The 20195-nt window shown below is 65.9% G+C and carries 22 protein-coding genes; 10 read left to right on the top strand and 12 right to left on the bottom strand.

The annotated features are described in order from the left end of the window. Position 1 precedes the first annotated feature (1 nt). The 4 genes from CH305_RS12705 to CH305_RS12690 all read right to left on the bottom strand — a co-directional run bounded on the left by CH305_RS12705 (position 2) and on the right by CH305_RS12690 (position 2263). The gene (locus tag CH305_RS12705; RefSeq protein WP_094703879.1) at positions 2–514 is read right to left on the bottom strand and encodes a DUF427 domain-containing protein; all 513 of its coding nucleotides are present in this window, start codon (positions 512–514) and stop codon (positions 2–4) included. A 22-nt stretch (positions 515–536) separates the two neighbouring features. After that, positions 537–1232, bottom strand: coding sequence for a DUF2637 domain-containing protein (locus CH305_RS12700; protein ID WP_094703878.1), 696 nt, complete (start codon positions 1230–1232; stop codon positions 537–539). Positions 1233–1280: 48 nt separating this feature from the next. Continuing rightward, positions 1281–1583 (bottom strand): WhiB family transcriptional regulator, encoded by a 303-nt coding sequence (locus CH305_RS12695; RefSeq protein ID WP_094703991.1) that lies wholly within the window; start codon positions 1581–1583, stop codon positions 1281–1283. Between the two features lie 119 nt (positions 1584–1702). After that, positions 1703–2263, bottom strand: coding sequence for a gluconokinase (locus tag CH305_RS12690; protein ID WP_032401511.1), 561 nt, complete (start codon positions 2261–2263; stop codon positions 1703–1705). Positions 2264–2343: 80 nt separating this feature from the next. On the opposite strand from CH305_RS12690, the gene CH305_RS12685 reads away from it, so the two are divergent. Together CH305_RS12685 and otsB are read left to right on the top strand one after the other, a co-directional pair. Beyond that, positions 2344–3087: a FadR/GntR family transcriptional regulator gene (locus CH305_RS12685; RefSeq protein WP_094609386.1), complete on the top strand. Its 744-nt coding sequence runs from the start codon at positions 2344–2346 to the stop codon at positions 3085–3087. A gap of 59 nt (positions 3088–3146) precedes the next feature. Further along, positions 3147–5699: a trehalose-phosphatase gene (otsB, locus tag CH305_RS12680; RefSeq protein ID WP_032401509.1), complete on the top strand. Its 2553-nt coding sequence runs from the start codon at positions 3147–3149 to the stop codon at positions 5697–5699. Between the two features lie 177 nt (positions 5700–5876). Here the strand turns inward: otsB and CH305_RS12675 are convergent, their stop codons facing one another. After that, positions 5877–6983: a LacI family DNA-binding transcriptional regulator gene (locus CH305_RS12675; protein WP_032380155.1), complete on the bottom strand. Its 1107-nt coding sequence runs from the start codon at positions 6981–6983 to the stop codon at positions 5877–5879. Positions 6984–7125: 142 nt separating this feature from the next. On the opposite strand from CH305_RS12675, the gene CH305_RS12670 reads away from it, so the two are divergent. The 6 genes from CH305_RS12670 to CH305_RS12645 are packed head-to-tail and all read left to right on the top strand — an operon-like array spanning position 7126 to position 12098. Next, the gene (locus CH305_RS12670) at positions 7126–8136 is read left to right on the top strand and encodes a metal ABC transporter solute-binding protein, Zn/Mn family (protein ID WP_052077370.1); all 1011 of its coding nucleotides are present in this window, start codon (positions 7126–7128) and stop codon (positions 8134–8136) included. A gap of 31 nt (positions 8137–8167) precedes the next feature. Then, a complete protein-coding gene (locus tag CH305_RS12665) occupies positions 8168–9001 on the top strand; it encodes a metal ABC transporter ATP-binding protein (protein WP_094703877.1) in 834 nt (277 codons plus the stop codon). Next, positions 8998–9876 (top strand): metal ABC transporter permease, encoded by an 879-nt coding sequence (locus CH305_RS12660; protein ID WP_032401506.1) that lies wholly within the window; start codon positions 8998–9000, stop codon positions 9874–9876. The genes CH305_RS12665 and CH305_RS12660 overlap by 4 nt, the downstream gene beginning before the upstream one ends. A gap of 10 nt (positions 9877–9886) precedes the next feature. Then, positions 9887–10645: a LamB/YcsF family protein gene (locus tag CH305_RS12655; RefSeq protein WP_094703990.1), complete on the top strand. Its 759-nt coding sequence runs from the start codon at positions 9887–9889 to the stop codon at positions 10643–10645. Beyond that, positions 10645–11247: a 5-oxoprolinase subunit PxpB gene (gene pxpB, locus CH305_RS12650; RefSeq protein ID WP_037148976.1), complete on the top strand. Its 603-nt coding sequence runs from the start codon at positions 10645–10647 to the stop codon at positions 11245–11247. Before CH305_RS12655 ends, pxpB begins: the two co-directional genes overlap by 1 nt. Beyond that, entirely contained in the window at positions 11244–12098 is an 855-nt protein-coding gene (locus tag CH305_RS12645) for a biotin-dependent carboxyltransferase family protein (RefSeq protein ID WP_094703876.1), read from the top strand. Before pxpB ends, CH305_RS12645 begins: the two co-directional genes overlap by 4 nt. On the opposite strand, the gene CH305_RS12640 is transcribed toward CH305_RS12645, so the two are convergent. Beyond that, positions 12088–12924 carry a shikimate dehydrogenase gene (locus CH305_RS12640; RefSeq protein WP_179278277.1) on the bottom strand — a complete coding sequence of 279 codons (837 nt, stop codon included), beginning with the start codon at positions 12922–12924 and terminating at the stop codon, positions 12088–12090. The genes CH305_RS12645 and CH305_RS12640 overlap by 11 nt on opposite strands. Next, the gene (gene shiA / locus CH305_RS12635) at positions 12921–14315 is read right to left on the bottom strand and encodes a shikimate transporter (RefSeq protein ID WP_094609381.1); all 1395 of its coding nucleotides are present in this window, start codon (positions 14313–14315) and stop codon (positions 12921–12923) included. Before shiA ends, CH305_RS12640 begins: the two co-directional genes overlap by 4 nt. A 117-nt stretch (positions 14316–14432) precedes the next feature. Between shiA and CH305_RS12630 the strand changes: the two genes are divergently transcribed. Beyond that, positions 14433–15206, top strand: coding sequence for an IclR family transcriptional regulator C-terminal domain-containing protein (locus tag CH305_RS12630; RefSeq protein ID WP_094703875.1), 774 nt, complete (start codon positions 14433–14435; stop codon positions 15204–15206). A 2-nt stretch (positions 15207–15208) separates the two neighbouring features. Here the strand turns inward: CH305_RS12630 and rlmB are convergent, their stop codons facing one another. The 5 genes from rlmB to CH305_RS12605 are packed head-to-tail and all read right to left on the bottom strand — an operon-like array spanning position 15209 to position 19278. Continuing rightward, complete coding sequence (gene rlmB / locus CH305_RS12625; RefSeq protein ID WP_032380147.1) at positions 15209–16192, bottom strand: 23S rRNA (guanosine(2251)-2'-O)-methyltransferase RlmB; 984 nt, start codon at positions 16190–16192, stop codon at positions 15209–15211. Beyond that, positions 16192–17607 carry a cysteine--tRNA ligase gene (gene cysS, locus CH305_RS12620; protein WP_094703988.1) on the bottom strand — a complete coding sequence of 472 codons (1416 nt, stop codon included), beginning with the start codon at positions 17605–17607 and terminating at the stop codon, positions 16192–16194. Before cysS ends, rlmB begins: the two co-directional genes overlap by 1 nt. A gap of 23 nt (positions 17608–17630) precedes the next feature. Further along, positions 17631–18095 (bottom strand): 2-C-methyl-D-erythritol 2,4-cyclodiphosphate synthase, encoded by a 465-nt coding sequence (ispF, locus tag CH305_RS12615; protein WP_032380146.1) that lies wholly within the window; start codon positions 18093–18095, stop codon positions 17631–17633. A gap of 10 nt (positions 18096–18105) precedes the next feature. Next, on the bottom strand, positions 18106–18771 hold the full coding sequence (gene ispD / locus CH305_RS12610; RefSeq protein ID WP_037148985.1) for a 2-C-methyl-D-erythritol 4-phosphate cytidylyltransferase: 666 nt from the start codon (positions 18769–18771) through the stop codon (positions 18106–18108). An 18-nt stretch (positions 18772–18789) separates the two neighbouring features. Continuing rightward, positions 18790–19278, bottom strand: a complete 489-nt coding sequence (locus CH305_RS12605; RefSeq protein WP_027494344.1) for a CarD family transcriptional regulator — start codon at positions 19276–19278, stop codon at positions 18790–18792. Between the two features lie 288 nt (positions 19279–19566). On the opposite strand from CH305_RS12605, the gene CH305_RS12600 reads away from it, so the two are divergent. Further along, positions 19567–20175, top strand: coding sequence for a hypothetical protein (locus CH305_RS12600; RefSeq protein WP_032401499.1), 609 nt, complete (start codon positions 19567–19569; stop codon positions 20173–20175). The last annotated feature ends 20 nt before the right edge of the window (positions 20176–20195 follow it).

The raw sequence follows: 20195 nt of genomic DNA, 5'->3' as shown, positions 1-20195 counted from the left end.
GTCACCAGCCGTAGGAGCCCGGAATTCCCTTGAACGGGCCGACGACGTCGTCGGTGATCCAGCCCTCGTAGAAACCGCCTTCCTGGGGTCGGACCGCTTCTCCATCGATTTCGCACTGGAGACGGCTCGGCGAGAACGCCAGGTAGCCCGCGATCGCGGCGAACCGCGGCGTGGGGTTCTCGTAACTCCATCCGGCTGCCTCTGCGACGGCATCTCCGCCGTGGACGTCCCAGTACGTTGCCGCACCCTTCCACTCGCAGTGCGTCGAGCGCGCTGCCGACTTGGTCAACGCGCCCGGAACGACGTCAGCCGGCGAGATGTACCAGGTGGGCGGATGGCTCGTCTCGAGTACGCGGTAGGCGGCGGTGGTGCGGGCGACCACCTCTCCTCCGAGTCGAACGACGAGCGAACGGTTCGAGGACTCGAGGCTCGGCGGACGGGGGTAATCCCAGACGGATTCCTGGCCGGGCTTCGGCTTCTCCGGAACTACGGATCTCGGCAATTGTGGACTCATCCTTCGATGGTGCCACCGGGTGTCACGGGGCGTCGACGGGATAGAGATCGTCCACCCGTTCTTCGTCGAGAATCCAGCGATCGACTTCGTCGAGAGGTTCGACGACGCGCACCGATGCCACCGCTGGTTCAGGCACGGGTTGCTCGATGCGGACCGGCTTCTCGGCGCGCTCTGTCGGCCCGGGTGCCGGTATCTCGGGTGTGGGGAGTTCGGGCGCAGGTGTCACGGGTTCGGCTCGCGGGACGAAAGCCCACTCGTCGGTTGCAGGTTTTTCGTCGTCGGCGATGTCGACGGTCTTCGGCAGTTCCGCCGGTACCCGAACGAGGATGCCGAGTCCGTGGGTTGCGGCCAACAGACTCACCGGGGCGACGGTCGCGATGGCCGCCGACAGAGCGGGATGCAGTGTGCCGGCGTCGGATATGAAGGCGTGCATGGCATTTGCGCCGATACTGACCAGGGCCGCGGTGATCAACACACCCCAGAAGAAGCGTCGGCCACTGCGTTGATCCTCGAACTGGGCGAGCGCGATCACGGAGATGGTCGCTTGGAGAATGGTGCCGTCGACGATCACCGGCCACAGCCATGACAGCGAGCGCGGGACGCCTGCCATCGTGGCGAGATCCCACAGTGCGGCGAAGCTGAGCACGAAGGACGCGATTCCGATGACGGTGGTGATGACGACCGCACTGACGAGCGTCGCACGCAGGACCTTGTTCATGGGTCGTCATGAAACACGAGACCACCGACAAGTTTCGGTACAGCAGGATCAAGCGGTACGGACGGCTCCGCGGTAGACATCGGCGCGGTCGTGCGCCGACATTCCGCCCCACACTCCATATGGCTCGTTCGCTTCGAGTGCATGCCTGCGGCATTGGTCGAGGACCGGGCAGCGACCGCAGACCTCCTTGGCGGCCTTTTCTCGCGAGGAGCGGGCGCGGCCTCGTTCACCCTCGGGGTGGAAGAACACGGACGAGTCAAGTCCACGACACAGGCCGTCGAGTTGCCAGTCCCACACATCTGCGTTGGGGACGGGAAGTTGGACCGGCCTGGCGGGTGCGCCTCGCACCATGAGCTGTCTCCTCACTGAAAAGTGAACAAGCTCACCTTCCCTCATTCGTCGTACTTTTACAAGCTCCTTCGTTCATTCGTAGTACTTAAAAGCAAGCGCGCTTGCTTGAAACCAGACCGTCAATGGCTCTCCGACATCCCTGCCCGCTTTTCGAGCTCGACGAGGACCTGTTCGGCGATCTTCGTCGGAGGCGGGCCGATGTCGACGACGATGGCGTTCTCGTCCTCACCGAGCGGCTCGAGTGTCGAGATCTGGGTGTCGAGCAACGAGGAGGGCATGAAGTGGTCCATCCGGGCATTGAGGCGTCCGCTGATCCGATCCTTGGTTCCGGCCAGATGAACGAAGATCACCTCCGCACCCTCCCTCGACGCGGCACTGAGCACGTCCCGATACGACCGTTTGAGCGCCGAGCACGTCACGATCCCGGATCGGCCCGTCGTGGTGTGGTCGGTGATCCACTCCGCGATCACGTCGAGCCACGGCCACCTGTCCTCGTCGGTCAACGGCTGCCCGGACGCCATCTTCGCCACGTTGGCGTCCGGGTGCAGGTCGTCGCCCTCCTGTAGGTCCCATTTCAACGCCCCGGCGAGGATGCCCGCCACCGTGGACTTGCCCGATCCGGACACTCCCATCACCACGAGAACCGGATGATGCGCTCTGCCTGTCGTCTGCGATGCCATCCCTCGATACTGCTGCATCGAGCTCGTTCGGATCGGACAGACGCGAGAAACCGGGCCACCCGTGGGACGATCGATCGGACATGACCGAGACCAGCGATTTCCGCCAACTGCACGATTCGGTGCTCGACGAGCTCGGTCGCGACATCGTCAGCGGCGCGATCCCGGGCGGAACCCGAATCTCGGCCGACGACGTCGCCGTGCGGTTCACCGTCTCGCGGACGGTCGTACGGGAAGTGGTCCGGGTTCTCGAGTCGCTGGGGTTGCTCACCGTGCGGCGGCGCGTCGGGATCACCGTGCAGGGTTCCGAGAATTGGAACTCCCTGGATCCGGTGGTGATCCGCTGGCAGCTGGCCGGGCCCGCTCGCGCCGAACAACTACTACTGCTCAGCGAATTGCGTTCGGGCATAGAGCCTTTGGCAGCCAAACTGGCAGCTCACCGAGCGACGCCCGAGCAGTGCGGCGCATTGACAGCCGCCGTCATCGGGATGTCGTCGACGTCCCGCGCAGCCGACTCCGAGGCGTATCTCGAACACGATTGCAACTTTCATCGGACGCTGCTCGCCGCGTCGGGCAATCCGATGTTGCGGTCGATGTCCGACATCGTGGTCGAGGTGCTCGCCGGACGCACCCGACACGCCCTGATGTCGAGGCAGGCAGACCCGGAGGCGATCCGTCTGCACGGGGTGGTCGCCTCGTCGATCCAGTCCGGCGACGCCGACGCCGCACAGCGAGCCATGTTGGCCATCGTCACCAAGTCCGCCGCATCGATGTCGGCAGCCTCGGGTGTGACGCCGTCGCCCGGTCTGGTGCCCGACCAGCAGTGATACACCGAGCGCACAAAGCCAGGTACGCCGAGGCGGGGTTCATCGCCTAGATTCGACGGGTGACTGCTCTCGAATTGCCGCTCGAACTACGCCGCGCACTCGTTGGAGTAGCTCGGACTCCGCGTCTGCTCGTCGCGTCCGATTACGACGGCACCATGGCACCGATCGTCTCCGACCCCCAGAAGGCGTTCCCACATCCCGAGTCGGTGAGCGCCATGCGCGGGCTCGCCTCACTGGCCGGCACCAATGCCGCCGTCATCTCCGGGCGCGCCCTCCGCGATCTCGCGATCCTCTCTCGGCTGCCGTCCGAGGTGCAGCTGGTGGGCAGTCACGGCAGCGAGTTCGACGCCGGGTTCGTCAACGCCATCGACGACGACGCCAAGAAGCTCCTCACCGTCATCACCGGCGAACTGCAGGCCATCGCCGACGCCCATCCCGGCGTCAGTATCGAAACCAAGCCGGCCAGCGTCGCGCTGCACGTGCGCAACGCAGAGACCGCCGCCGGTGACGAGGCGCTCGCGGCCGTGCGTTCCGGCGCGGCAGCACGGGACGGCGTTCAGGTCACCGAAGGCAAGTCCGTCATCGAGCTCGCGGTCATCGTCACCGACAAGGGCGTCGCGCTCGACATCCTTCGCCATCAGGAAGCAGCCACTGCTGCAGTCTTTTTCGGCGACGACGTCACCGACGAGAAGGCCTTCAGCCACCTGCACGGCCCCGATATCGGGGTCAAGATCGGGCCGGGAGACAGCCTCGCGGAGTTCCGTATCGACAGCACCGAACAGGTCGCGCTCGCCCTGGCGTTCCTGTTGGAAGAGCGTCGGCAGTGGCTCTCGGGTGCAGACGCCCCGCGCATCGAGCGCCTGACGATGCTGGCAAGCCCCAATGCCGTTGCGCTGCTGACCCCCGATGCAGATGTCACCTGGCTGTGTCACCCCGAGCCCGATTCGGCAGCGGTGTTCGCACATCTGCTCGGCGGCGATCAGGCCGGTCACTTCAGTGTCGGACCCACCCGTGCATCGTTGCCGCTGAGCCAGCAGTACGTGGACGGCACCATGACGGTGCAGACCAAGTGGGCCAGCCTGCAGGTCACCGACTACCTGCCACACGACATCGGCCAGGGCCAGACCGCGTTGACCCGCGTCATCACCGGCAAAGCCACCGCCGTGGTGACGTTCGCGCCGCGTCCGGAATTCGGAAAAGCGTGGGCATCACTGGAACCCGACGCCGACGGCCTGCGCATTCTCGGCACGGCCGACCCGATGGTGCTGCGTAGCCCCGGCGTCACCTGGAACATCGTCTCCGACGGGTCTCAGCAGACAGCGCATGCAGAGGTCGATCCCTCGAACGGGCCGATCGTTCTCGAATTGCGGCTTGGCACAGACGATCTGAGCGAGCACCCCTGGGCCGAGGTCGAGCGTCGTCGCGCATCGGAGGCCTACTGGAAGGACTGGGCCGACGGCCTGGACCTGCCGCCGCTCAAGCGCGATCTGATGAAGCGATCGGCACTGACTCTGCGCGGCCTGGTGCACGCCGAGTCCGGTTCGATCATGGCGGCCGCCACCACTTCACTGCCCGAAGATATCGGCGGAGTGCGTAACTGGGATTACCGCTACTGCTGGTTGCGTGACGCTGCACTCACCGCGACCGCACTGGTGGACGTGGGATCGGTGGCCGAAGCCGAGAACTACCTGTCCTGGATCCACGGAGTACTGGAATCGGTGTCCGGCCCCGAGCGTCTACACCCGCTGTACACGATCTGGGGCCTCGGACTTCCACCCGAGGCCGTCATCGACGAGCTGCCCGGCTACGCCGGTTCACGTCCGGTGCGCGTGGGAAATGCTGCCAACCAACAGGTTCAGCTGGACGTCTTCGGCCCCATCGTCGAATTGGTGTCCGCCCTCGCACACGCACGTAAGGCCGCAGGTTCGGAGAACGGCCTCTCCGACGACGACTGGGAACTCGTCTGCGCCATGGTCGAAGCCGTCGAGCGACGTTGGTTCGAGCCCGATCACGGCATCTGGGAGATCCGCGACAATCCCCGCCACCACGTCTACTCGAAGGTGATGGGGTGGATCACCGTCGATCGCGCCATCGGTCTGGCCGAAACCTTCGGTCGCACAGCCGAATCGAGCTGGGCACCACTGCGCGAGACCATCCGCGAGGAAGTGCTCGCCAATGGCTGGAACGACGAGGTGCAGTCCTTCACCGCCGCCTACGACGGCACCGACCTCGACGCCGCAACGTTGTACATCGGCCTGTCCGGGCTGATCGATCCGGCCGACCCCCGCTTCGCCGCCACCGTCACCGCCACCGAGGCCGAACTGCGAAGTGGATCGACCGTCTACCGCTACCGCCACGACGACGGACTCCCCGGCGGCGAAGGCGGATTCCACCTCTGCGCCGCCTGGCTCGTCGAGGCATACCTGTTGGTGGGACAGCGCGCCGAAGCCGAGGCCTTGTTCGCCCAACTGGTCAGTGCCGCAGGCCCCACCGGACTGCTCAGTGAGGAATACGATCCCATCGCCGAACGATCGCTCGGCAACCATCCTCAGGCCTACAGCCACCTGGGTCTGCTGCGTTGCGCGCGATTGCTCAGCGCTCAGCCTGCCTGACCCCCGCCCCCGCTCCGCGTCAATGGACCACTGCATACGTCTAAACCGTGCAATGGTTCATTCACCCACTGGGGTCTGCTGCGTGAATGGCACATTGCATACGTCTGAGCCGTGCAGTGGTCCATTGACGCGAACTGGGAGGGTAGGTGGGGGCGGGCGAACGGGCGAGGGCAGAGGTCAGGCGATAGCGGGCGGTTGCTCCGGCGGAGGTCCCGCGGTTCGTCCGCGGAAGAGTTCGGTCGGCAGTGTTTCGGCGGCGACGATGCCCGAGTGCGAGGACGAGAGCACCAGTTTCCCGGCTCGACGGCCTTTTTCCTCGGCGTCCTGGCGCACGGTGGTGAGGTTCTCGCGGATGGCGTCGGAGATGCCGTCGAATCCGGTCACCGAGAGTTGGCTCGGCACATCGATTCCGGAGACCCTCGCGAAGTTGAGTGCACCGAGCGCGATGACGTCGGTGGTGCAGAGCAACGCCGTGGTTTCGCGATTGGCTTGCAGCGCTTGGGCCGCGGCGGAGTGGCCGGAGCGAACGGTGTGGTCGAAGCGCTCTACGACGGTGAGGGTGTCGGGATCGAGTCCGGCGTCGATCATCGCGGCCTGCACTCCGGCGATGCGTTCGCGTTGGACGTGGAAATGACTGTCCGCCAGCCGCCCCGGGGGTACGACGCCATCGCGGCGGTCGCGTCCGAGCCGCATGCACAGCACGGCGAGATGCTCGTGCCCGAGCGAGATGAGATGTGCGGCAAGCATTTTCATGGCGACACGGTCGTCGATGGCGACGAGGGCGGCCTCGGGGATGTTGCGGGGCTGGTCGCAGACGACGATCGGCAGGTGGCGTTCGCGCACGGCAGCGAGGTAGGGGTCGTCGTCGGCGACGGAGTACACGACGAATCCGTCGACTCCCGCCTGCTGCACCACGGCAGCGGCCTGGACGTCGTCGCGTTCGGCACCGGCGGGAATCAGCAGTAGGCCTTGCCCCGCGGCCTCGCAGGATTCGGCGAGGCCTGCGAGGAAGCTCATGGCGGCCGGGTCGCGGAAGGAGTAGCTCAGGGCCTCGGTGAGGAGCAGCCCGATGGCACCGGCCTTGCGGGTGCGCAGCGATCGGGCAACCGGGTCGGGGCCGGCGTAGCCGCGGCGTTTGGCCGCCTGCAGTACGCGTTCGCGCAGTTCGGGAGAGAGCTGATCCGGTCGGTTGTAGGCGTTCGAGACGGTGGTGCGCGATACCTTCAGCTCGGCAGCAATCGACGCCAACGTCGCTTGACGTCGCGGTTCGCTCGACCTGACCATTACCGGGACGTTAGTCCCACAACGCACTCCGGAGAAATTCGAGGTCGCCGTCGTCCGATTCGATCGGGAGCCCCGACGAGCGCTAGAGTACAACGGTAACGGTTTCCATTAGCGTCAAGCATTGCCCATCAGGAGTACATCGATGTCGTCCATCCATCGCGCGTCCAGGACCAAGCTCATGGCCGCACTGGGCCTGAGCTGCGCCGCAGCCCTCACTTTGAGCGCATGCAGCTCCAGCGATCCCGCGAGCACCGAGTCCGCCCCCGCCACCCCCGTCGACGGGCCGATCACGATCGTCGCGTCCACCAACGTCTGGGGAAGCGTCGCCGAGGCGGTTGCCGGTGACCTCGCGACAGTGACGTCGATCATCTCCGATCCCTCCGCGGACCCGCATTCCTACGAGGCGAGCCCGGCCGACGCGGCTGCCGTCTCCGAGTCGTCGCTCGTGGTCTACAACGGCGGTGGCTACGACCAGTTCATCGAGGACATCCTCGGCTCCGAGGGCAAGGATGTGCCGTCCGTCGACGCTTTCACCCTGCTCGACGACAGCCACGATCACGACTCCGAGCCCACCTCCGATGCAACTGCCGAACCGACGACGGACGACGGTCATTCACACAGCGAGGTCAACGAACACGTTTGGTACAACGCCGAGGTGGCAGCGCACACCGCCGAGGAGATCGCCGACAAGCTCGGTCAGCTCGATCCCGACAACGCCGCGCAGTACACCGCCAACGCCGAGGCGTTCCACGAGCAGGTCCACGCCATCACCGACGTGACCGCGCAGATTGCCGCCGATTTCCCGAATGCGCCGGTGGCACAGACCGAACCGATCGCGCACTACCTCATCGAGGAGTCGGGACTCGACGATCGCACCCCCGAGGACTTCAAGGACTCCATCGAGGAAGGCAACGATCCTTCGCCCGCCTCCATTGCCGCGACGCGAGATCTGTTCACCTCCAAGTCCGTTCGCGCGTTGGTCTACAACATTCAGACCGAGGATGCCGTCACCCAGGACATTCGCTCGACCAGCGAGGCCGCCGGCATCCCCGTCGTCGAGGTCACCGAAACACTGCCCGCAGGCATGACGTACATCGAGTGGCAGACCAAGGCTGCGACGGATCTTCGGGCCGCCCTCACCACCGCCTCCTGACCCGAACCGGCGTGATGGAAAGCTGTAGTACATGCCTGCTGTAGAACTGCGCGATGCCGGACTGGCGTTCGGCGAGCGCACGCTGTGGCAGAACCTGGACCTGACGGTCGAAAAGGGCGAGTTCGTTGCCGTTCTCGGCCCCAACGGGTCGGGTAAGACGTCGCTGCTCAAGGTGTTGCTCGGCCAGAATCAGCTCACGTCCGGCACGGCCGCGATCGACGGTAATCCCGTCCATCGCGGCCAGTCCGGAGTCGGCTACGTCCCCCAGCAACGCAACATCGACGACGATCTGCCGCTGCGCGGACGCGATCTCGTCGGCCTGGGTTGGGACGGCCACAAATGGGGCATGGGATTGCGCGGCATGCGACAGCGCAAGGAAACGGTGCAGCGAGCGATCGATCAGGTCGACGCCAACTCCTTCGCGGGCGCGCCGGTCGGCTCGATGTCGGGCGGGGAGCAGCAGCGACTGCGCATTGCCCAGGCACTCGTCGGGGACCCCTCGGTCCTGTTGTGCGACGAGCCCCTGCTCAGCCTGGACCTCGCCAACCAGTCACTGGTCTCGAGCCTCATCGATCGTCGACGGCGTGAGCACGAGACAGCCGTCCTGTTCGTCACTCACGAGATCAACCCGATCCTCCCGCTCGTCGACCGCATCGTCTACATAGTCGACGGCCGGTTCCGCATCGGAACTCCCGAGGAGGTCATGACCACCCAGGTGTTGTCCGAGCTCTACGGCACCGAGGTCGAGGTGCTGAAAGTCCGCGGCCGACTCGTGGTCGTCGGGACAGGCGACTCGATCGATGCGCTCGGCTCGGCGGGCGCCCACCATCCACCCGTGCCGCACGACAGAGAAGACAAGGCATGAACGAGAAGGTTCTCGAGGCATTCTCGAAGATGCTCGACTTCGACACCACCGCCAACCTGCTGACCTACGACTTCGTGCAGCAGGCACTGATCGCGGCAGCGATTCTCGGGCTGCTCGCAGGCGCACTCGGGCCGTTGATCGTCAGCCGCCAGTGGGCTTTCGCGGTGCACGGATCCAGCGAACTCTCGCTCACCGGTGCATCCGCAGCCCTGCTCGTCGGCATCACCGTCGGTCTCGGTGCCATCGTCGGTTCGGTCGTCGCGGCGGTGATGTTCGCACTGCTCGGCAACAAAGCCCGCGACCGCGACTCGGTCATCGGCGTCATCATGTCCTTCGGGCTCGGCCTGTCGGTGCTGTTCATCTGGCTCTACCCGGGCCGAACCGGCACCAGCTTCTCGCTGCTCATCGGCCAGATCGTCGGCGTCGGGCAGAGCGGAATCCAGCTGCTGCTGGTGTGCGCGGTGTTGGTCTTGATCGTGCTCGCGGTGGTCTACCGGCCGCTGCTGTTCGCCAGTACCGATCCCGAGGTGGCGCTGGCCCGCGGCGTCCCCGTCCGCGCGCTCTCGGTCGTGTTCGCCGTTCTCGTCGGGGTGGCGTGTGCACTGGGCGTCCAGATAGTCGGAGCCCTACTGGTGCTCTCGCTTCTCATCACTCCCGCCGCGGCTGCCGCGCGGGTCACGGCCAGTCCGCTCAAGGCGACGCTGCTGTCCATCCTGTTCGCCGAGATCGCCGCCGTCGGAGGCATCCTGCTCTCCCTCGCTCCCGGACTTCCCGTCTCGACGTTCGTCACGACCATCTCGTTCGTCATCTACCTCCTCTGCCGCGCTGTGGGTGCGACGCGCAAGGCCAATTCCGGACGGCTCGTCGCCGCCTAGGATGTGCAGCGTGACGGCCATCGATCTCAACGCCGATCTCGGCGAAAGCTACGGCGCATGGACTCTCGGCGACGACGACGCCATGCTCGCCGTCGTGTCGAGTGCCAACGTTGCGTGCGGCTTTCACGCCGGTGATCCCACCACTCTGTTGCGGACGTGCCGTTCTGCAGCTCGAGCAGCCGTGCGGATCGGAGCGCAGGTCGGCTACCACGACCTCGCCGGGTTCGGCCGACGCTTTCTCGACGTCTCCCCCGCCGACCTCACCGCCGACGTGATCTACCAGATGGGCGCACTCGATGCCCTGGCCCAGGTTGCCGGCTCTGCCATTGCCTACGTCAAACCGCATGGGGCGCTGTACAACGCGATCGTGCATCACCGTGAGCAGGCGCGGGCCGTGGTCGACGCCGTCACCTCGTACGACGCGACCCTGCCGGTCCTCGGGCTCCCCGGTTCGGTCTTCCTCCAGGAGGCGGAACGAGCTGGACTGCGCACTGTCGCAGAGGCTTTCGCCGACCGCGCCTACACACCGCAGGGCACGCTCGTCTCGCGCTCGGAGCCCGGCGCGGTGCTCTCGGACCCCGACGCCGTGGCCCAGCGAGTGTTGACCATGGTCACCGACGGCACCGTCCGAGCGATGGACAGTTCGCGCATCGACGTCCGGGCCGACTCGATCTGCTTGCACGGCGACTCCCCAGGCGCAGTCGCAATGGCCGGCGCTGTCTCGGAGCTGCTGCGCGCCAATCACATCGACATCACTGCCTTCGTCTGATGCGTATCCACTCGGCCGGCAGGAGTGCAACACTCGTCGAATTCGACGGGCTGGACGAGACGATGGCGTACTACCGGGCGCTGGCGGCCGATCCGCCGCCTCCAGTCGTGGATCTGGTTCCGGCCGCCCGCACTGTGTTGGTGACGTTCGACGGACCGCCGGGGCCCGTGCTGCAGTGGATCTCGTCGGTACAGCCAACCGTCGAGGGGACGGAAGCAGGATCCGACACCGTCACGATCCCGGTGGTCTACGACGGCGAAGATCTCGACGAGGTGGCCCGCCTGACCGACTTGTCCACCACCGAAGTCGTTGCGGCACATCTCGATCAGACATGGACAGTCGCGTTCGGCGGTTTCGCCCCCGGGTTCGGCTACCTCGTCGGCACCGACACCCGACTGCACGTCCCGCGGCGCACGTCGCCGCGTACCAGCGTTCCGGTTGGTTCGGTGGGGCTGGCGGGCGAGTTCTCGGGCATCTACCCACGCTCCTCCCCCGGCGGCTGGCAGCTCATCGGGCGCACGGACGCACAATTGTGGAACCTCGACCGCGATCCACCCGCACTGCTACGCCCCGGCATCACCGCCCGATTCGAGCAAGCATGAGGGCCTTGACCGTGCTGCGGACGGGGCCGCAGTGCACCGTGCAGGATCGTGGCCGCCCGGGGCACGCGTCGATCGGCGTCGGCCGCTCCGGTGCCGCGGACGTGCTCTCGCACGATGCCGCGAACCGCCTGGTGGGCAACACTTCCGATGCCGCAACACTGGAAGTGACCTTCGGCGGACTGACGCTACGGGCCGAGTTCGACGCTCTCGTCGCCGTCACCGGTGCGCACGTGACCTGCCGCGTCGACGGCACGGAGCAGGGTCTGTATTCGACACTGGTGATACGAGCGGGGCAGGAACTGGAACTGTCCGCGCCGACCTGGGGTCTGCGCAGCTACCTCGCCGTACGGGGCGGGATCGACGTGCCCGTTGTCCTGGGCAGTCGCTCGACAGACACGATGTCGGGCATCGGCCCGGCCGTCCTGACCCCCGGCACCGCCCTGCCTGTCGGCAACGACAAGTCGTGCTGGCCCGCTGCAGATTTCGCACCAGCACGCGCCCAACCCGACGCACTGGGTGTCAGCTTCGGGCCGCGCGAGAACTGGTTCACCGAGCGCGCTCGATCGCTACTGCTCGAGCAGCCGTGGACCGTGACGCAGGATTCGGATCGCGTCGGGATCAGGCTGGACGGTGCCGAACCCTTGACCCGCGCGATCGACGACGAATTGTCCAGCGAAGGAATGGTTCTCGGTTCGCTACAGGTTCCGCCGTCCGGTCAGCCGGTACTGTTTCTCGCCGACCATCCGATCACCGGCGGCTATCCGGTGATCGCCGTAGTCACCGCGGGCGATGTGTCCGCCGCCGCGCAGCTGACCCCCGGCAGTCGGGTGCACTTTCGCGCTATCGGTTGATTCCGGCCGAAGCTGGGCAGACCTCCCGAATGCTGCGCCGCAGGGCATCGGACATGCGTTCGGGTAGTCCGAGCGGGCGAACCATGGCGTCGGCCTGGTGGAACAGGTGCGTCCAGCCATCGATCAGATCGATTCCGCGGTCCGCGGTATAGGCCTCGGCGGCATTGCGCGTGTCGGCGTACACGAAGTCGTACACCGTAGCCGACGGTGCCAGTTCACCTGATCCCCAAGCGAGTTGGTCCTCGGAGCCGTCACGGCCGATCGGCGTCGCGTTGATCACCAGGTCGTAGGAGTCCAGATCCACTGCCCGATCCGACCAGTCGACAACCGAGGCCGACCCGTTGTACCCGTCGAGCTCGGCGACGAGCCCGGCCGCCGAGCTCCGGTCGACGTCCGAGATCACCAGCCTGTCGATGCGGCCCTGTAGCGCGAAGGCGGCGGCGTGCGCGGCGCCACCGGCTCCGAGCAGCAGCGCGGAGCCGAAGGTACGTCCCGAGGTTGCCGCTCGTACTGCCGCGATGTCGGTGTTCATGGCGAACAGCGCACCCGAACGCAGGAACAGCAGATTCGCCACTCCGGAGACCGTCACATCCGGATGCGCCTCGTCGGCAACCGTTGCAGCCCAATGCTTCCAGGGCATCGTCACATTCGCAGCATCGGTACGCCCGCCGCGGAGGGCACTCTCGACGTCGGGTAGGTCGGCAACATCGGCGACCTCCCAGGCGTCGTAGCTGGACGACACCTCGGCGATCTCGAACGCACGCGTCCACAGCGCAGGCGACATCGCGGTGGACGCGTGCGAACCGACCAGAGTCAGTGAGCTCATACCGACTTCGAGACACGCTCTGCAACAACGGCTTCTGCTGCAGGGGCGGCCTGATCGGAGATGGAGGTGACATCCGAGGAGCCCATGTTCTTCATCAGTGCTGCGACCACGGCCGAGATGACGCATCCCAGAGCCAGGTACGCCGCGACGTAGTGCCACGAGCCGTCGTTCCAGCTGACCAGCGCCGCTGCGATGAACGGGGTGAAGCCACCGGCGATCGCGCTGGCGACCTGATAGCCCACACCGGCTCCGCTGTAGCGAAGTTCGGGGCCGAACATCTCGGTGAACAGGGGCTGCTGCACCGAGACCACCATGTCGTGCGAGACGTTGACCAGGATGACGGCGAGGATCACGATGGCGACCACCGAGGCGGCCTGCAGGGACAGGAAGAAGGGGACGGCTGCCAGTGCGCCGACGACGGCACCGGTGACGAAGATCGGCTTGCGGCCGAAGCGGTCGGCGATTGCCGCGTAGGTCGGGATGCTCAGGATGCCGATGCCGCCGACGAGCAGCGCGACGTTGAGCATGAACTGACGCTCGTAGCCGAGTTCGTTGACGGTGTAGCTCAGCGCGAACGTGGTGACGATGTACATGGTGAACAGCTCTGCCATACGCAGCGCGATGATCTTGAGGAACGAGCCGGGGTGCTCGGTGATCGCCTGGATGACCGGCAGCTTCTTCTTCTCGCCGCTCTCCTCGACCGCCTGCTCGAACACGGGCGATTCCTCGACACCGGACCGGATCCACAGGCCGAACAGTACGAGGACGGCGCTGGCCAGGAACGGTACTCGCCAGCCCCAGCTGGTGAATGCGTCGTCGCTGAGCAGGTTGCTCATGATGGTGACCGCGCCGGTGGCGAGGATGAGACCGACGGAGTAGCCGACCTGAACGCCACTGCTGTAGAACGCCTTCTTCTTCGCCGGCGCGCTCTCGACAGCCATCAGGGATGCACCACCCCATTCACCGCCGACTGCGAAGCCCTGGATGGCGCGCAACAGCACCAGCAGCAGCGGTGCGAACCAACCGATCGACTCGAAGTTGGGAACCAGGCCGATCAACGCGGTTGCGACGCCCATCAGCAGCATCGTCCAGATCAGCATGCGCTTGCGTCCGAGGCGGTCACCGAAGTGGCCGAAAAAGATGCCGCCGAGGGGCCGGAAGAGGAAGCCGACACCGAAGGTGGCGAACGCCGCCATCACGCCGACCGCGGGCGAGACGCTCGGGAAGAACTGGGAGTTGAACACCAACGCGGCGATGATGCCGTACAGCAGGAAGTCGTACCACTCGACCACGGCACCGACGAAGCTGCCGATGGCAGCTTTCCGTGCTCTGGATCCGTCCGCGACTGCGACGTCAACGTTCACTTGTCGACCCTTCGGTTTTGTGCGCATCGCGCACAGTTGTTTGTTATTCGCACAACTGTAACCAGAGGCAGGCTTTGTGGTCAACACCACAAGCACGGAGCGGTGTGATGCAGCGCGAACAGGGCGATGAGGCAGACTCGAACCATGACGGCCGAGATCGCCCCCGACGACCAACGCCCCGCCTGGTTCGTGCAGTCACTCGAACGCGGCCTGAGCGTGCTGCAGTGCTTCGACGACGCGCATCCGGCCCGCACGCTCACCGAGGTCGCCGAGGCCGTCGGAGTCACCCGAGCAACGGCTCGCCGACTGCTACTGACGCTCGCGGAATTGGGATTCGTCCGCCAGGACGGCCGTCAGTTCACCCTCACCCCGCGAGTGATGAATCTGGGCTTCTCGTTCCTGTCGGGAATGGACCTTCCCCGCCTGGCCGAACCCCACATCGAAGCGCTCGCAAGACAATTGGGCGAGACTACTTCGGTGGCCATCCTCGACGGATTCGACATCGTCTACGTCGCGCGCGTTCCGTCGTCGCGCATGTTGCGGGTCGTCATCACGTTGGGCACTCGATTCCCGGCGCACGCAACGTCTTCGGGTCGAGTGCTGCTCGCAGCCCTCCCCGAGAGCGAGCTCGAACGATACTTCGCCGACGCCCCCATCGAAGCCCTGACCCCGCGCACGCTCGTCGATCGAGACGCACTGCGCGCCGAGATCACTCGGGTACGCAGCGCCGGATGGTCGGAGGTCGTCGACGAACTGGACGTCGGAATGCGCGCTGCGGCAGTACCTTTGCGCAACAGCAACGGCACCGTCGTGGCAGCACTGAACACGTCACTGCACGCGAGGAACTACACCCCGACGGACATGATCGACACCGTCGTCCCGGCGATGCACGACACCGCCGCCCGCATCAGAACCTAGGTCTACCCGCGGCGTTGCCGGGCGATGTCGGCCAATACGACGCCTGCCGCGACGGAGGCGTTGAGCGATTCCACCGGCCCCGCCATCGGGATCGACAGGATGTGATCGCAGGTCTCGCTGACCAGACGCGAGAGGCCCTTGCCCTCGGATCCGACGACGATGACGACCGGACCCTTGCCGTCGAAGGTGTCGAGTTCGGTGTCGCCGCCGGCATCGAGGCCGACAACGGTGACGCCCTTGGACTGCCAATCCTTCAGCGTACGAGTCAGATTCACTGCTCGCGCGATGGGCAGCCGAGCAGCAGCGCCGGCACTGGTGCGCCAGGCCACTGCGGACACACTCGCACTGCGCCGCTGCGGGATCACGACGCCGTGGCCACCGAACGCCGCCACCGAACGCACCACGGCGCCCAGGTTGCGTGGATCGGTGATGTTGTCGAGCGCAACGAGCAGCGCAGGTTCCTGGTGCGTGCGCGCGTTCGAGATCAAGTCGTCGGGATGCGCATAACGATACGGCGGTACCTGCAGCGCGAGGCCCTGGTGCAGTCCGTTGGCGCTGAGCTTGTCCAGATCGGAGCGAGGCACCTCGAGGATGGAGATGCGCGCGTCGCCCGCTCGCTGGACGGCTTCCTTGAGCCGGTCGTCGCTGTCGGTCCCGACAGCAACCCACAGGGCCGTCGCGGGCACACCTGCGCGCAGGCACTCGACGACGGGGTTGCGACCGAGTACCACCTCGGGGCCGTCTTCGGCCTTACGTCCGGCCGGCCTGCTGCCTGCGCGGCCACCGGTGGTGCCGCCGCGGTTCTGCGCGGACTTCTCGGCGAGCTTCGCCCGGCGCGCCGCGGGATGCTTGGTGCGCTCGGAGGCGGGAGGCGTCGCACCTCGTCCTTCGAGGCCCTTACGACGCTTGCCTCCGGAACCGGCGACCTGCCCCTTCTTGGTGCCGTCCTTGCGGATTGCGCCGCGCCTACTCGAATTGCCTGCCATCACAAACCTGCTTCGTCGGTCTTGCTCGTACCCAACGACCATTCGGGCCCGTTGGGTGTATCTGTCACGTCGACTCCGGCCTCGGCCAATCGATCGCGTATCTCGTCTGCGGCGGCCCAGTCCTTGGTCGCCTTCGCCGTTGCTCGACGCTCCAGCTCTGCCTCGACCAATACGCCGAGCGCACCGAGAGCGGCTGCGTCGGAACCACTGTCGCTGGCCCAGTGTGGATCGAGTGGATCGACACCGAGTATGTCCAGCATCGCCCGCACACTGCCTGCGTGCTCCACCGCGGCCGGTAGGTCACCGGATTCGAGCGCGGTGTTACCCAACGTGACGGTGGCGTGAATCTCGGCCAACGCCTTGGGAACCCCGAGGTCGTCGTCGAGTGCCGCGGCAAATCCTGTGGTCCACTTGCCCATCGGTACCTCACCGGCACGTTCGACGGCTCGCCGGACGAACCCCTCGATGCCCCGATACGTCACGGCCGCGGTCTCGAGCGCGGTGTCGGAGTACTCGAGCATCGACCGGTAGTGTGCGCCACCGAGGTAGAACCGAAGCTCTTGCGGCCGAACCTTTTTGAGCACATTGGGTACCGAGAGAACGTTACCGAGAGACTTCGACATCTTCTCGCCGCCCATCGTCACCCACCCGTTGTGCAGCCAGTACCGCGAGAAGCCGTCACCGGCCGCCATCGACTGCGCGCGCTCGTTCTCGTGATGCGGGAACACCAGATCGAGCCCGCCGCAGTGGATGTCGAAATCCGCGCCGAGGTATGTCTCCGCCATTGCCGAGCATTCGAGGTGCCAACCCGGGCGACCCGGGCCCCACGGCGTCGGCCACGACGGCTCGCCGGGCTTGGCACCCTTCCACAGCGTGAAATCGCGGGGATCACGCTTGCCCTCGGCGACGCTCTCGCCCTGGTGCACGTCGTCGAGCTTGTGGCCGGACAGCGCGCCGTAACTCGGGAAGCTCTGCACGTCGAAGTAGACGTCGCCGCACTCGTCGGCGTAAGCGTGGCCGCGTTCGATCAGGCGCTCGATCATCTGGACCATCTGGGTGATGTGCCCGGTGGCGCGCGGCTCGGCCGACGGCGGAAGTACCCCGAGTCGGTCGTACGCCCAGGTGAAGGACCGCTCGTAGGTCGCGGCCCACTCCCACCACGGACGGCCTGCATCGCGTGCCTTGTTGAGGATCTTGTCGTCGATATCGGTGACGTTGCGGACGAAGGCGACGTCGTAATCGTGCGCCAGCAACCACCGCCGCAACACGTCGAATGCGACGCCACTGCGCACATGACCGATGTGGGGTTCACCCTGCACCGTCGCCCCACACAGGTACACCGATGCATGGCCAGGGACCAAGGGGGTGAATTCCCGCAAGGCCCTCGTCTCGGTGTCGTGTAGGTGAAGGGTCACGACCAGCAATGCTACCGGTGGTTTTACCCCGTCATGACAAGTGCGGTCGCGATGGCGGCAATTCCTTCACCGCGACCGGTCAGGCCGAGCCCGTCGGTGGTGGTCGCAGACACCGATACCGGTGCACCGAGCACGCGCGAAAGAACCTCCTGCGCCTCGACGCGACGCGGTCCGATCTTGGGCCTGTTGCCGATGATCTGTACCGCAGCGTTGCCGATCGCGAATCCGTCCGCGTCGAGCAGCCGCTTGACCTCGGTCAACATGGCAGCTCCGCTGACCCCATCCCATTCCGGACGGCCGGTGCCGAAGACCGAGCCGAGGTCGCCGAGACCTGCTGCGGACAGCAACGCGTCGCACAGAGCGTGGGAAGCGACGTCACCATCGGAATGTCCCTCGAGTCCGTCCGCGTCCTCGAACAGCAACCCGGCCAGCCAGCAGGGTCGGCCGGGAGCGATCGGATGCACGTCGGTGCCGATGCCGACTCTCATAGCGCGCCTCTCACAGCAGGGCCTGTGCCAGTAACAGATCGTGTGGTGTGGTGATCTTGAATGCGAGGGCGTCGCCGACGATGGTGTGCACCGTTTCGCCGATGCGCTCGACCAAACCCGCGTCGTCGGTGGAGACGTCGGTGGCCGCGTCGTACGCACGACGCAGGACGTCGGCGTCGAAGCCCTGTGGTGTCTGTACCGCTCGCAGACTCGCGCGATCGGGTGTGCCGACCACCGCGCCCATGAGGTCGACCGACTTGATGGTGTCGACGACCGAAAGAACCGGAATCACGGCGGGGCGGCCGGCGCGCACCTCGGCCACGACGCGGGCGATCAGCGTCGGTGGAGTGAGGGCACGCGCGGCGTCGTGGACCAACACGATGGACGCGTCACCGACGGCAGCGAGACCGGCTCGCACGGAATCGGTGCGCTCGACGCCACCCGCTACGACGAGGACATCGGCACCCACGTGGCTGCGAGCCACGTCGAGAAGATCCGCGGGGACTACGACGACGATGCGATCGACGGCACCCGAAGCCCGAAGTCCGTCGACGGACCGCGTCAGAAGAGAGTCGGTACCCAGACAGACGAATGCCTTCGGCTCGTCGTGTCCGAGCCGAAGGCCTTTGCCTGCAGCGGGTACCAGCGCGACTACGTCGCCGGCAGCACCGTTCACTCTACGAAGCTGTTCACACTACGAAGCTGTGGCGAGAACTTCGTCGAGCATGGTGTCGGCCTTGGCCTGGTCGGTTCCTTCGGCCAGTGCCAACTCGCCGACCAGAATCTGACGCGCCTTGGCGAGCATGCGCTTCTCGCCTGCCGACAGTCCACGATCCTGTTCGCGTCGCCAGAGATCGCGGACGACCTCGGCTACCTTGTTCACGTCACCGGAGGCCAGCTTCTCCAGGTTCGCCTTGTAGCGGCGAGACCAGTTGGTGGGCTCTTCGGTGTGCGGTGCGCGCAGCACCTGGAAGACTTTGTCGAGACCTTCTTGCCCGACGACGTCGCGAACGCCCACGTACTCCGCGTTGTCCGCGGGGACTCGAACGGTGAGGTCGCCTTGCGCGACCTTGAGAACCAGATACTCTCTCGGTTCACCCTTGATGGTGCGTGTCTCTATCGCTTCGATCAGCGCCGCTCCGTGATGGGGGTAAACGACGGTGTCTCCGACCTTGAAAATCATGTGACAAGTGCCCCTTTCGATTTACCCAGAATACCACGTCCGATATCAACGGTGCAGGTCAGGGGCATAGCGATGCCGAATCAGGGGTTGACACAGACGGATCGACGTGTATCCGGGGCCACAATTTCACGCGGGCCGTTCTGCATGTTCTTCTCCTGACAGGCACCCCCACCTGGCATCATCGGGCCGCTGGCAGACCCCACGAGCGGTCGGTGGACGAGAACTACTACTCTGCCTAGTGGACGAGATGGACCGAGCCGGCCCGGCACCACATGGAGGACGACCGAAGTGACTGCAATCGACGCTGCGACACCGCTTGGCCGCCATCGCAAAGTGGCCGCCACTCTCGCTCTTCTCGCCGGTGGCGCACTCGCCCTCACGGCGTGCGGCGCAGGCCAGATTTCCCAGACTGCCACCCAGGTCGCCGCTGTCAACGGCAACTCCGCCGATGTCGGGGCAATTCAGCTGCGCAACGTCCACGTGGTGTACCCCGATTCGCAGGAGTACAGCATCGAGCCCGGCGGCACCGTCGAGCTCGGCTTCACTGCCATCAACTCCAACCCCGCCGAGGCCGACGAACTGACCGGCATCTCGTCCCCCGAGGCGCAGATCACCATCGTCGACGAGGCGGAATCGGGAAGCAACGAGATCGCTCCACTCACCGCGCTCGGTGCAGGTTCGCCCGCCGACGTTCAGCTCGACGATCCCCTTCTGCCGATCCAGTTGATCAAGGTCGAGATGGCCGACATCAGCGAGAACGTACGTCCGGGCCTGACCCTTCCGGTCACGTTCGAGTTCGCGAACGCAGGCGAGGTCGTCGTCAACGTTCCGGTCGATGCAGGCCACGAGCTCGAGCGCTCCGAAGAGGCAGTGTCCGAGCACAGCGAAGGCGAGTAACCACCACCTCGACCCTGTCG

This window comes from Rhodococcus sp. 15-649-2-2 (assembly GCF_002258645.1).
Classification (GTDB): Bacteria; Actinomycetota; Actinomycetes; order Mycobacteriales; family Mycobacteriaceae; genus Rhodococcoides.
Note: the sequence above shows the minus strand (reverse complement) of the source record. Positions and strands in the feature narration are given on the sequence as shown.

Coding starts and splice junctions, on each gene's coding strand:
- CH305_RS12705 (WP_094703879.1), bottom strand. CDS start 514: ATGAGTCCACAATTGCCGAGATCCGTAGTTCCGGAGAAGCCGAAGCCC.
- CH305_RS12700 (WP_094703878.1), bottom strand. CDS start 1,232: ATGAACAAGGTCCTGCGTGCGACGCTCGTCAGTGCGGTCGTCATCACC.
- CH305_RS12695 (WP_094703991.1), bottom strand. CDS start 1,583: ATGGTGCGAGGCGCACCCGCCAGGCCGGTCCAACTTCCCGTCCCCAAC.
- CH305_RS12690 (WP_032401511.1), bottom strand. CDS start 2,263: ATGGCATCGCAGACGACAGGCAGAGCGCATCATCCGGTTCTCGTGGTG.
- CH305_RS12685 (WP_094609386.1), top strand. CDS start 2,344: ATGACCGAGACCAGCGATTTCCGCCAACTGCACGATTCGGTGCTCGAC.
- CH305_RS12675 (WP_032380155.1), bottom strand. CDS start 6,983: ATGGTCAGGTCGAGCGAACCGCGACGTCAAGCGACGTTGGCGTCGATT.
- CH305_RS12670 (WP_052077370.1), top strand. CDS start 7,126: ATGTCGTCCATCCATCGCGCGTCCAGGACCAAGCTCATGGCCGCACTG.
- CH305_RS12665 (WP_094703877.1), top strand. CDS start 8,168: ATGCCTGCTGTAGAACTGCGCGATGCCGGACTGGCGTTCGGCGAGCGC.
- CH305_RS12660 (WP_032401506.1), top strand. CDS start 8,998: ATGAACGAGAAGGTTCTCGAGGCATTCTCGAAGATGCTCGACTTCGAC.
- pxpB (WP_037148976.1), top strand. CDS start 10,645: ATGCGTATCCACTCGGCCGGCAGGAGTGCAACACTCGTCGAATTCGAC.
- CH305_RS12645 (WP_094703876.1), top strand. CDS start 11,244: ATGAGGGCCTTGACCGTGCTGCGGACGGGGCCGCAGTGCACCGTGCAG.
- CH305_RS12640 (WP_179278277.1), bottom strand. CDS start 12,924: ATGAGCTCACTGACTCTGGTCGGTTCGCACGCGTCCACCGCGATGTCG.
- shiA (WP_094609381.1), bottom strand. CDS start 14,315: ATGCGCACAAAACCGAAGGGTCGACAAGTGAACGTTGACGTCGCAGTC.
- CH305_RS12630 (WP_094703875.1), top strand. CDS start 14,433: ATGACGGCCGAGATCGCCCCCGACGACCAACGCCCCGCCTGGTTCGTG.
- rlmB (WP_032380147.1), bottom strand. CDS start 16,192: ATGGCAGGCAATTCGAGTAGGCGCGGCGCAATCCGCAAGGACGGCACC.
- ispF (WP_032380146.1), bottom strand. CDS start 18,095: ATGAGAGTCGGCATCGGCACCGACGTGCATCCGATCGCTCCCGGCCGA.
- CH305_RS12605 (WP_027494344.1), bottom strand. CDS start 19,278: ATGATTTTCAAGGTCGGAGACACCGTCGTTTACCCCCATCACGGAGCG.